Source organism: Mesorhizobium sp. M0904 (genome assembly GCF_040319475.1).
In the GTDB taxonomy this organism is placed as follows: domain Bacteria; phylum Pseudomonadota; class Alphaproteobacteria; order Rhizobiales; family Rhizobiaceae; genus Mesorhizobium.
Genome location: NZ_JAMYOC010000017.1, coordinates 40,853 through 52,617 on the forward strand (window position 1 = coordinate 40,853; position 11,765 = coordinate 52,617).

9 protein-coding genes are annotated in these 11,765 nt (G+C 61.3%); 1 reads left to right on the forward strand and 8 read right to left on the reverse strand.

What is annotated here, in order from left to right:
• Positions 1 to 74 precede the first annotated feature (74 nt).
• From NKH80_RS18730 to NKH80_RS18750, 5 genes are all read right to left on the reverse strand, one after another.
• On the reverse strand, positions 75 to 755 hold the full coding sequence (locus NKH80_RS18730; protein WP_254818884.1) for a redoxin domain-containing protein: 681 nt from the start codon (positions 753 to 755) through the stop codon (positions 75 to 77).
• 19 nt (positions 756 to 774) lie between these two features.
• The gene (locus tag NKH80_RS18735) at positions 775 to 4,074 is read right to left on the reverse strand and encodes an ATP-binding protein (RefSeq protein ID WP_352992901.1); all 3,300 of its coding nucleotides are present in this window, start codon (positions 4,072 to 4,074) and stop codon (positions 775 to 777) included.
• Positions 4,075 to 4,289: 215 nt separating this feature from the next.
• On the reverse strand, positions 4,290 to 5,675 hold the full coding sequence (locus NKH80_RS18740; RefSeq protein WP_352506852.1) for a hypothetical protein: 1,386 nt from the start codon (positions 5,673 to 5,675) through the stop codon (positions 4,290 to 4,292).
• A 123-nt stretch (positions 5,676 to 5,798) separates the two neighbouring features.
• Positions 5,799 to 6,323 (reverse strand): GNAT family N-acetyltransferase, encoded by a 525-nt coding sequence (locus NKH80_RS18745; RefSeq protein WP_302895874.1) that lies wholly within the window; start codon positions 6,321 to 6,323, stop codon positions 5,799 to 5,801.
• A 73-nt stretch (positions 6,324 to 6,396) separates the two neighbouring features.
• Entirely contained in the window at positions 6,397 to 7,221 is an 825-nt protein-coding gene (locus tag NKH80_RS18750) for a hypothetical protein (protein ID WP_352992903.1), read from the reverse strand.
• Between the two features lie 198 nt (positions 7,222 to 7,419).
• Here NKH80_RS18750 and NKH80_RS18755 point away from each other — a divergent pair, with 198 nt between their 5' ends.
• Positions 7,420 to 8,835, forward strand: coding sequence for an adenylate/guanylate cyclase domain-containing protein (locus NKH80_RS18755; protein WP_352992905.1), 1,416 nt, complete (start codon positions 7,420 to 7,422; stop codon positions 8,833 to 8,835).
• Positions 8,836 to 8,901: 66 nt separating this feature from the next.
• Here the strand turns inward: NKH80_RS18755 and NKH80_RS18760 are convergent, their stop codons facing one another.
• From NKH80_RS18760 to NKH80_RS18770, 3 genes are all read right to left on the reverse strand, one after another.
• Positions 8,902 to 9,381 carry a class I SAM-dependent methyltransferase gene (locus NKH80_RS18760; protein ID WP_352475785.1) on the reverse strand — a complete coding sequence of 160 codons (480 nt, stop codon included), beginning with the start codon at positions 9,379 to 9,381 and terminating at the stop codon, positions 8,902 to 8,904.
• 207 nt (positions 9,382 to 9,588) lie between these two features.
• Positions 9,589 to 10,770, reverse strand: a complete 1,182-nt coding sequence (locus tag NKH80_RS18765) for an ABC transporter permease (protein WP_352992907.1) — start codon at positions 10,768 to 10,770, stop codon at positions 9,589 to 9,591.
• Positions 10,767 to 11,765 carry an ABC transporter permease gene (locus NKH80_RS18770; protein ID WP_254818875.1) on the reverse strand — a complete coding sequence of 333 codons (999 nt, stop codon included), beginning with the start codon at positions 11,763 to 11,765 and terminating at the stop codon, positions 10,767 to 10,769. The genes NKH80_RS18765 and NKH80_RS18770 overlap by 4 nt, the downstream gene beginning before the upstream one ends.

An 11,765-nucleotide genomic window follows, 5' to 3' on the forward strand; every position in this document is an offset into this window, starting at 1 on the left:
TCAGTGTCTAGATTTGTAACAAGTTGGTTCCGCGTTTTGTTCAGCGTCCCGTTCCGCTTACCTCGTTCGCAAGTCTATTGGGCGACTTGGGACACGGCTGACATCAGCTCCTGCGGGCTTGGCGCCCCAAACATGTATCGCCCGCCCTCTGGAACCTCCGTGAAGCTCCAGCGGACGATCCCTTGCCGGTCCAGCAGGAACTGACCGATCAATTGTCCGTGTCCCGTTGCTATCATCTGCTCGTCGGCTTCGGTCAGTTCGTAATGGTCCTTCTTGTTGAGGATTTCGCTGGCCTCAAGAGGATCCATAGGACCGGGCAACTCGCCTGGTATGTCGACCCGCATATCCTTTGCCGCTGCCATCGAGACCTTGTACGGCCAGTTCGTCTCGTTTTGGGTGAATTCGAGATTGGGCAGTCCAAAAGCACGATGTGAAGCGCGTTCAGGGTCGGAGGCCGCAAGCAGATTCGGCATCGGATGGTAGCGGAAATAGAGACGCGCCCGTTCGATCGGCGTGTTGACCACCGTCAGGCTCTCCACGCCCTTTTCGCGCAGCTCCGGATCAAGCCGCGCCTGGGCGGCGATATGGCGCCGGCAAAACGCACAATGCAGACCTCGAAACAGGCCGACCAGCACCGGTTTTTGTCCGCGAAAGTCGTCAAGCGCGATCTTGCCTTCCTGGGTAATGGCGTCGAGTACCACGTTCGGCGCACGGTCGCCCGGTTGAAGCGGCACCAAGTCACTACGCGCGGACATTTCCAACCTCCAACCCCGGCTAGTCGAGAAAAGGCAGCACCACGAGCGCTTCCGGGTCGAGCCCGTGCTGGGCGCATATACCCTGCGCCAGGGAAAAGTAGCGTTCGGCCTCGGCCAGATTGTCGAGGTCGAGATTAAGCGTTGCAAGACCATCATAGCACGGAAACAGCAGTTGGGGTTCGCCCGTTTCGCGGGCTACGTCCAGTGCTTCGTGGAACAAACCAACGGCCATGTCCGGACGGCCGTTGCACTGGTGGATCTGCCCAAGCACGATCAACGGCACCGGCAGGTGCTCGCGCTGGTCGAGCGCCCGGTCGATCTCGATGGCCTTCTCGGCAGCAGGTATGCCCTCCGTTGGACAGCGATCCGTGAAAGTACAACAAGCGACCGCCAGATTGGCGAGGAGGCGCGCCTGGAAACCCAAATCACCAATACGGCGCGCCACTTCAAGACCGCGCCGACAGACCTCCATCGCCTGTGCCGGATCGATGGTCGTGTATAGCACGCCGAGATTGGTGTAGCCGCGGCAGGCCGCGCCCAGCAGACCGGCGGCTTCGGCCAATTCAATGCTACGCTCAACCTGACGCACGGCCTCACGGTTTCGCCCGAGGCGAGCCAGCGCGACAGCCTTGGTATTGAGTGCCTCGGCGGTCACAAGAGTGGCATCACACCCGACCTCGGAGACATGCTCCGTTGTCAGATTGCGTACGCAATCCAGCGCCGCGTCTGCCCATTTTGCCGCGAGAGCGTGATCTCCGCTACGGAACGCCTGTCGGCCACGTTCTTGCCACAGATGCGCCTGCTCGATCGGGGCATCCGCCCCATCGAGGAGCGCTGCCGCCTCAGCATAGCAGGGTTCTGCCTTGTCCCGCTTGCCGACGTCCCAGAGCAGCCGACCGATCTTACGCAAAACTCGCGCCGAGGCGACGCGATTGGCCGATTCGCGGTATGCCTGCAACACCGTCTCGTAGTGGTGGTGCGCGACCTCGCGGCGGCCTGCCGGGCCGCTCAAATCGGCAATGCGCTCTGCAATTGCCAGTTTGAGCGGTGCTTGCCCGATCGCGTCCAATGCTGCCAGTGCTCGCTCGTAGAAACGAAGGGCGTCGTCGTTGGCGTATATCATGCGAGCGCGATCGCCTGCCGCCTGCAGGTAATGCGCGCCCTTCTCCCGCTCGGCGCTCTGTGCGAAATGATGACCGAGCACGGTCAAATCCTCGAGCCGTTCCGGCTTGTCGCCGCACAGTTGCTCCAAGGCAGCACCGACCCGCCCGTGGATGTCGGTCCGGCGTTGCAGGAGCAGATTCTGGTAGATCACGTCCTGCAGCAATGTTTGCGTAAAGCGGTAGCTTTGCGACGAGACCGAGCCTGATCCGGCAACTTCCTCGATGATTTCCGCATCGCAAAGCAGTTCGCAGCCGGCTTCAAGCCGGCCGGGGTCGGCCGTCACGGATTTCAGAAGTGTGGCATCGAAGCGCGGGCCGATTACCGCGGCCTCCTGGGCCAACCGGCGCACCTCTGGGGGCAGCCGGTCGACGCGGGCAAGCAACATCGCCTGGATAGTGGCGGGGATGCCGGTTGCGACTTCGCCGGCCACAGTCCGCCATCGCTGGCCCTCTCGCATCAGTACACCGCGATCGATAAGGCCGCGAACAATCTCCTCTACAAAAAGGGGGTTGCCGCCCGCGCGCTCGAGGATTTGATCGAGAAGCCCTCCTGCGGAGTTTACCCAGCTCTCGCCGAAAAGCGCCGCGAGCAGCCTGCGTCCGTCATCACTATTGAGCGGCGGAAGCCTGAGCGCTGTGTGACTGACCCGACTTGAGTCGAGCTGGTCGTTGTCCGGCGCCGGACGATGCGTGACCAGCAACATCAACCGCGTGCGTTCTAACCTGTCCATCACGAAACGTAGTGCCTCGAGCGACACGGCGTCGGCCCAGTGCAGGTCTTCGACGACGATCAACAGCGGCGACAACGCAAGCCGCCGTTCGATGATTGTGCGGACTGCGTAGAGAATTTGCCGCCGCAACTGCTCAGGCTCGACATGCTGCAAGGTGGCATCGGGGTCGCCAAGGCCGAGCACATGATAGAGCAAAGGCATCAGCCGCATCGCCTCCTCGCCCTGCAGGCCGAGATCGGCAAGCAAGCCTGCGAGCTTCCCCCGCATTTCGTCCCCATTGTCGTTTTGCATCATCCCGGCAGCGCTGCGCACCACGGCGCCCAAGGCGCCAAAAGATTGTTCGCCCAGCGGTGAGCACGTGGCCTGCCGCACGACGACGTTGCGAAAACGCTCCTCGTCGCCGACGCGGGCGACGAACTCCTTCACCAGCCGCGATTTCCCGATACCAGCTTCTCCGACGAGGCGGACAAGTTGGGCCGAGCCGCCGCACGCCTGGTCAAGGCTCGCCATCATTCTATTGAGCTCCGCACCACGACCTATTAGTGGCGCACTGAGGCCGAGCGCCTCTAGCCCGCGCGCTGGGCGTGGCACCGCTAGCGGTGCGTCCAGTCGATGGACGAGCACGCTGCCAGCCTTGCCGCGAAACACGACATCACCCAGCGACTCGTAAGAGAAGGCATGCCGGGTCAGCCTGTGAGTGAGCTCGCCTACCAGCACCTCACCCGGTGCGGCCAGCGATTGCAGGCGTTGCGCCGTATTCACTGTGTCGCCGGTCACCGAATAGGATCTGGCGGTGCCGATGCCCAATCCGCCAGTAACGACCGGACCAGTGTTTATGCCGATGTGGAGTAACAGAGGCGAGCCGGAGTGGGGGGTGCTTTCGCCGAGCCGCGCCGTCCGGGCGATCATGTCGAGAGCGGCGCGAAGCGCACGTTCCGGATCGTCCTCATGCGCGACCGGCGCACCGAACAAAGCGAGCAGTGCATCGCCGATGAATTTGTCGACGAAACCACCAAAGTTTCGCACGGCCGCCGTCAATTCCTTGAACAGTTTATTCTGCAGCGCTTGCATGACCTCGGGGTCGAGCTGCTCGCTGAGTGTCGTGAAGCCGCAAAGGTCGGCGAACAGGACCGTTACCGTCCGGCGATCGGCGTCGGAGACGGGATGCAGCCCTTCTTCGCTTTCGATGTTCGGAAGCAGCGACGGAGTTCGAGAAGGCGGCACAATGGTCCGGCTTGGTGCCGGAGCAGGCCGTTCGACGGCTTTTGCGGGCGCACCGACGCTTGCCCCACATTTCGGACAGAACTCGAAATCAGGTGCGCAGGTGTAGCCGCAACTGGCGCATGGCACGGGCTGGCGCCTGCCACACCTCGGACAGAAGGCGTAACCGCCCTCAATCTCGAAACCGCAGCCCGAGCAGTCCATCGAACAAGACCTCACTAGTGGCCGTGACGGCGTGATCTCGCCCGCACTTCACGGCCAGGCTATTCACAAGGATGCACCGATAGCCGTCGACGAGCAAGCGGCAGCGCAAATGGGCATCGAGCCATCCGTGTGGGTCCGGTGGCAGAGCGCTCCCATGACCTCTTGATACAACGGCTGGCTCGCAAACGCTGTCAGCTTGCGGTTGCGAATTAGGCTCAGGTCGGCTTGATCTCTGCCTGGCCGATCTTGCGCCATCTGGCGTTTTCGCGAACCAGTTTCAGGTCGTCGGTCGTCTCGGCAAATGTCCGCAATCGGTATTGCCGGAGCAGGTCCGGGAAGAGCGCTCCTTCCGGCAGGCCGGCAAGCTGCTCGCGGACTGAGATCTTTTCATCGATGACCCGCATGCCCCAGGCATTTTCCCGAACCTGCAGCTCCGCAGCCAGATCGCGCTCTTCCGGCGCGTTTTCGTCTAGCGCGGCCAGAAGGATCGAGTGGAAAAGCGCTACATAGCCAATCTGTCTCAGGCCCCCCACGACCCGCGCGCGCGGCAATATGGCAAGGACGAGGAACGTCAGGAACAAGTTCGGCAGCAGCACGCCGTCCAGCAGCGCCTGCCTGAGATACGGCCGCTCGAACGGGATGGAAAGACCTTGCGGCCTGTCGGGCTCGATCAGGTGCCCGTTCTCGAGAACGAGTTTGCGCACGCGCTCCTCGCGAATGCCCCAGAAATAGTCCGTGGCATTGGGCAGGAATCTGCCAAATGGGCTCGATGCGGCCTCTTGCCAGGCACGTTCGAGACGCTGGCGTCTTGCGGGTTCAATGAGCAGTCTGGAAAGAAGGCCGCCGTCATATTCCAGATGCCGCGCCATGGCAGCCGCGGCGGCCCGATCATCGATGAAAACCGGCAGGGCCATGCCGGCACGATCCCAATTGGCGACCAGATCGTGGTTCAGGGCAGTCAGCGCATCGGCGGCGGTTTCAAACACCTTGTCCTGGCTGGCAAGCAGTGTGCCCAGCCAGCGGCTGGCATCCGTTTCATCGCCCACCGCTTCGAGCGCGCGCTTGTTGAGGGAGACGGGACCGGCCACGCAGGCGCTTTTGCGGCACAGTTTGTGGCGCCCCATGCCGAACAGGTTGACCTTGTCGTCGCCGACATCGAGCCATCCCGGCCCCTCCCGGCCAACTGTCTCCATGGTCATCGTCGTTCCCATGAAGCCGACGAAGGCCGACAGCCCGTTTTCGACCGCGCCGAGCCAGGCAAGCAGGAGGGCATCGAAGGTGATCCGGTCCATCAGAAGCAGGCAGTGCAGGCCGGACTGAATCACCGGTCTGTGCTCGAACTCGTCGAGGGCTTTGCCGATCTCCTCAGGCCGCATGATCCTATCGAGGCGCTGATGCAGGACTTCGCGCAGGATCGAGCGGGCAGCGATCGCCGGGCCCGATGCAGGCCTTGCCACCGGCCGCCACAGATGGCGGGCGTAATCGGAAACCGGTGCATTCCAGTTCTGCTCGATGTCGCGCACGACCTCCGGGCAGAGCAGCGACAGCACAGCCAGAATTTCCAGCGGAGGGGTAGGGGTTGGATCAAAGACGGCGGTCATTGGTCCCGTCTAGCCGCTTGCGGTGTAAACGCCAAGCGAGACCAGACTTGCTGGATGCAGCCCTGTTCGCTGACTCGGCACAAATTGTCAGATTGGCTAAACAGCCAAGGCAAACAGCGGATCTTAGAACCGCAGCCGGGCCATGCTCAGGAGGTCGTGGTACTGCCCGTCGGTAAAGCCGGCCTTCACATGCCGGCCTTCGATCTCAAAGCCGTGGCTCTTGTAGAGACGGAGGGCCGGTTCGTTGTCGGCATAGACGGTCAATTCGACTCGCTTCAGGGCGCGCCAGTTGTCGGCCACGTCAAGCAGCGCGCCAAGTATGGCAGAGCCGATACCTTTGCCAACAAAGGCATCGTCAAGGCCGATATTGATCTCGCCGATGTGCGAACGGCGCGGTGAACCCTGCACGACCAGGCTGCCATGGCCGACGACCTTGCCGTCCAGCTCGGCAACGATCCAGGTGGTTTCCGGGCCGGACTTGGCGATGCGCCGCGCCACCTGCTCCACCATCTCGAAAGGCATCCTGAGCGTGCCCTGGCGGAAGCCCGGCATGTTGAAAATAGCGCAAAGCGCCTCTGCATCGCTTGGCCGGACGGACCGGAGCAGCGGCTGGCTTTTCTCGGAGGGTGGCGACGTCGTGCTGGTCATGGCGTTCCCGGCGAAGGCAATCGGCCCGGTACGATGCACCGGACGCCACCTGAAAATCCAGCCGTCTCTCAACCTATGATGCCGATTGCGAGCTGAAATACCGGGAGGCGGCGTAGAGTTTGAAGACGCCGCTGATGCCGATCCAGCCGAAAAGCGTGAGCCAGCACAATGTCCCGATCGCCGTCCAGTCGATCCGGTGCACCGCAGCGTCGGTGATGACGACGCCGAGGATGGCAAGCAGGCCAACCAGAAACTGTGCCAACCCGAGCACCAGCAGTTCCTCGCGCGGCGCGCTTCTCCAGACGAGATATATACCGCCCGCACCGGCGAGGAAGATTGCGCTGTAGACCTGAGCGTGGAAGGCATCGATCGGCCATGGCCAGATGCCACTGAATGTCAGCGGAAACAGCAACAGGCCGACGCCATAGAGCCCAAGGATCGCGGATTCCACCGGCATGTAGCCGCGCCATGCGGGATTTAAGGTCACGCCTTTCGCAGAAGGACGGGCTCTGGCCCGCCACAGGAACAGCCCGGATACCGCGACCGAAGCAAGATAGACCAAAAACCACAGCCAGGGCGCTTTGCGCTCGAAGTTGAAATAGCCGAGATTGATGAACGAAGCCACCGACACGATGAAGGTGAAGATGAAGGCCATGACGAGCACGAGCCTGCCGGGCGACCAGCGATTCCAGACCAGCAGCGCCGCCATCACGACCATTTCGGCGGTGTAGAAGCCGCCGAGGAAGCGCGCATTGAACGGCGTGACGGCCCAAGGCCAGCCCGGTTTGACCAGAACAGGCACGAAAAACAGGCCGGCGCCTACGATCAGGACGATGATGACGACCGCAGAGAAAAGGCGCAGGGCCGCGGGAAATGGCGGATTGTCCGATGTCGGCATGGGAGAAAATCCCAAAGATGAAGGCTCCATGGACCATCATAATGCTGCTTGCGGCCGGTTGAAATCGGTCTAAGTGAACGGTCACCAGGCTTATCCATTCGAATGGCCGTACGGTTCGTTTCGAAGTAAGATGGAGCATTCGGACCAAAGACCGGTCCGGTCAAAACGCCACGGGGTGCATTTTCCGGAGCCTGCACAATGAACGAAGCTCAGGATCTGTTCTCTCTTCTGCGAAAATCGGCCGATGTCGATCCACAGGCGATCGACGCGATCAAGCGAACCATCGCGGAGGGCGAGGACCGCGAACTTTGCCGCATCAATGCGCCAGCCTTCGCCAGCAAGCATGGCCTCGACGAGGAGCGCGCAATAAGCGCCTTTCTCCATGCCGCGCGGGTGGGCATCTTCGACATTTCCTGGAATGTTCTGTGCCCCGGCTGTGGCGGCGTGCTCGACACCAACGCCACGCTGAAAACCCTGCAAAGGGACGAATACACCTGCGCGCTGTGCTCCGAGGGCTATTCACCGACCCTCGACGAGATGGTCGAGGTGACATTCACCGTCAGTCCTCGCGTGCGCAGGATTGCCGCCCACAATCCACACGAACTGCCGGTGGCGGAATATTTCCGCCAGATCTACTGGGCGTCCGGCGTCGATCTGCCGGAAGAGCATTTCGCGGAAAAGATGGAAACGTTCTCGCTGGAGGATATCGAGCTTGCGCCCGGTGAAAAGGCGGTTCTGCCCATACAGCTTCCGTCCGAATTCATCATCGTCTTCGAGCCGGTCACCCACTCGGCGCAGTTCATTGACGGGAAGGGCGAACCAACAAAGGAGCGCCGGAGCCTCTCTTTGGTTTTCGACCGCGACCATGTCCAGAACCAGACGCTGGAGATGCAACCCGGCCCGTTGCGCATTTCGCTGGAAAACCGGACCGACACCCGCGTGCTGCCGACGGTCTTCATCGCCAGCCAGGCATTGCATGATTTCCTGGGAAAACGCCGGCCCTTCCTGACCGCCAAGCGCCTGCTCACCAACCAGACGTTCCGCGATCTCTATCGCACGGATACACTCGACATCAACCAGCGCCTGAAGATCACCAGCCTGACGTTCCTGTTCACCGACCTGCGCGGATCGACCGAGCTTTACGAGCGGGTGGGCGACCTTTCAGCCTTCGATCTCGTGCGCGAGCATTTCCAGGTTCTGCACGAGATCGTCACGGCGGAGGCAGGCGCGGTGGTGAAGACGATCGGTGATGCGGTGATGGCGACCTTCGCGACGCCTGATCGTGCGATCGCTGCAGCCCTCAGGATGCGCGATGCCATGCGTACGCTCAACGACAAGAGCGGACGCGAGGATCTGCTGCTCAAGATCGGAGTCCATGCCGGCCCCTGCATCGCCGTGTCTATGAATGAGCGACAGGACTATTTCGGCCAGACGGTCAACATTGCTTCGCGGGTCCAGAACCTTGCCAACGCACAGGCGATCTTCGCCACTCGAGCGGTGGTCGACGACAATCTCACCGCTGATCTCTTGCACAGGAATGCGCTGACGCCCGTGCCCCACGAGGTCTCGCTGCGCGGCATTGACCGGGAGATAGCAGTATACACGATCCCCTGAAGGTTTGGCCCCTGAAGGTTCGGCCCCTGAAGGCTTGGCCCTGAAGATTTGGCTCGTCCCGGCCCCTCACACACGCCTATAGATAAAATAACGATCGGCGGGAACCGAAGGTGGCGGCGGGAGGCGTTGCAACTGCGGGTGATCGAGCGGCGTGCCGCTGACCGCGATGCCGCCGACGCGAAGTAGGCGCGCGGTCAGATCGGGAAGCCAGGTAGAGATCACTGCATCGCGATCTTCATAGCCGGTGCCGATGTCGGCATGAACAAGGGCGGCGTCGATGCCAATGAACCTGCTCGCCGTCTCGCGTATTTCGCCGAGCACGAGGTTTTCAGCTTCGGGAATTGAGCTGGCGTGTGCGGCAAGTGCGCGGTCGAACGCTACGATCCGGCGTCCGGGCAGGCGCTCGCGCAAATGGTGGAACGTCCGGCCATTACCGAGGCCGAGCTCGAGCACGGGGCCCTCTATCTTCGCCACCTCGGCGCAGACATGATCGAGTATGTCGCGCTGTGCGGTCATCCTCCGGATGAAACTGTCGAGGCGACTCATGCGCGATTGTATCTCCTGAACAAGTCCACGAAATCAACTGCTCCGACCAGAGCGTTTCGCGGCTGAAACCAGAGGCGACGTGTTAAACCCCGATCGAGTCTTGCCGCGTGTAGAGGCGAACGATGAACACTGCAACAAGCGAACAGGCTGCCGACAAGGATCATACCGGGTGGAGTCGGCGGCGCGGCGCGCGGCGGAATGGCGATGTCACTTGTAGGGGTCCGCGGCGTCCCGCAACCCGTCGCCGAGGAAGTTGAACGCCAAGATGACGAGAACGACGGGGAGCATCGGCAAAAGCAGCCATGGATAGAACGCGATCACGCTGACGCTGCGCGCCTCGGTGAGCAGGATGCCCCAGCTGGTTATCGGCGCCCTCAGGCCGAGCCCGAGGAAGCTCAGCGCTGTCTCGCCCAGGATCATGCCGGGTATGGAGATCGTTGCCGTCGCGATCAGATGCGACATGAAGCCGGGGATGAGATGCCGCCGTATAATGCGGCTGCTTCTGGCGCCCATCAATTGCGCGGCCAGAACGTAATCCTCCTCGCGCAAGGCTAGAAGCTTCGAACGCACGGCCCGCGCCAGTCCGGTCCAGTCGAGCAGCCCGAGGATGACGGTGATGCCGAAATAGATCAGGATCGGACTCCAGGTTATCGGCATGATCGCCGCCAGAGCCAGCCATAGCGGAATACTGGGGATCGATTGCAGAACTTCGATTATCCGTTGAACGATCAGATCGAAGATACCGCCGTGATAGCCGGCCAGTCCGCCGATGACAATGCCGAGCAGGAAGCTGAAACTGATGCCGACGAGGCCTATTGTCAGTGAAATGCGTGCGCCATAGATGATGCGCGAGAGCACATCGCGCCCCAGCCTGTCAGTGCCGGCCAGAAAGAGCTGGCCGTTTTCGGCGGGGCAGACAAAATGCCTGTCACCTTCGATCAGGCCCCAGAACCGGTACTTGTCGCCCTTGCAGAAGAAGCGGATCCGCTGAACATCATCGTGTTGTTCGATGTAGTTCCGCTTGAGCGTGTCCATATCCAGCGTCATTTGGCGGCCATAGACGAACGGCCCGACGAACTGGCCGTTGTGGAACAGGTGCACCCGTTGCGGCGGCGAATAGATGTAGTCCATGTTGCGCGTGTGCAGATCGTAGGGCGCCAGGAACTCGCAGATCAGTATCCCGAAATAAAGCGTTGCCAGGAATATGCCGGATACAAGGGCAAGCCGGTGCCGGCGGAATTTCCACCACATCAGCCGCAGCTGCGACGCCTGAAAGACCTTCTCCTGCTCCGGCGTCATCGCCTCGACCGACTGCAGGTCAAAGGGCTCGATGGAAACGTAGTGTTGCAGTGGGGCACCCGGAGCGGGCAGCGGCGATTGCGTGTTCATTTGGTGCTGCCGCCTTGCAAACGAATTCGCGGATCAAGTAGCGCCAGCGCCAGGTCGGAAATCAGGACGCCGATGACCGTCAGAAAGGCGAGGAACATCAGGAACGACCCTGCCAGATACATGTCCTGGCTTTGCAGCGCCTTGATCAGCATCGGCCCGGTCGTCTCCAAAGACAGCACGATTGCCGTGATTTCGGCGCCGGAGATGATGGCCGGCAGGATAGAGCCGATATCTGAGATGAAGAAATTGAGCGCCATGCGCAGCGGATATTTGACCAGCGCCCTGAAGGGATGAAGGCCTTTGGCGCGCGCGGTCACGACATATTGCTTATGTAGCTCATCGAGCAGATTGGCGCGCAGCCGCCGGATCATGCTTGCCGTGCCCCCGGTGCCAATGATCAAGACCGGAATCCAGAGATGGGCGAGGATCGACTTCGCCTTGGCCCAGCTCATCGGCTCGCCGAGATATTGCTGGTCCATGAGATGGCCGATAGACGTGCCGAACCAGATGTTCGCGAAATACATCAGGATCAGCGCCAGCATGAAGTTCGGAATCGCAAGGCCGAGAAGGCCGAAGAAAGTCAGGCCGTAGTCGCCCCAGCTGTATTGATGCGTGGCGGAGTACATGCCGATCGGAAAGGCAATGAGCCAGGTAAAGATGATCGTGACGAAGGAAACCAGCACCGTCAGCCACATTCGGTCCCCGACGACGTCGCGAACCGGCAGCTCATATTCGAAGGAATAGCCGAAATCGCCGTGCAGCATCCCGCCGACCCAGTAGAAGTAGCGAATGACCGGTGGCTTGTCGAAACCATATTCCTTGCGCATCATCTCGATGCGATCGGAATCCACCGCTTCGCCCTGAGCCCGAAGCTCGGCAACATAGCTGTCGAAATAGTCGCCTGGGGGAAGTTCGATGATCGTAAACACCAGTGCCGATATGACCAGCAGCGTTGGAACCATCACGGCGATGCGCCAGACCAAATATCGAAGCAC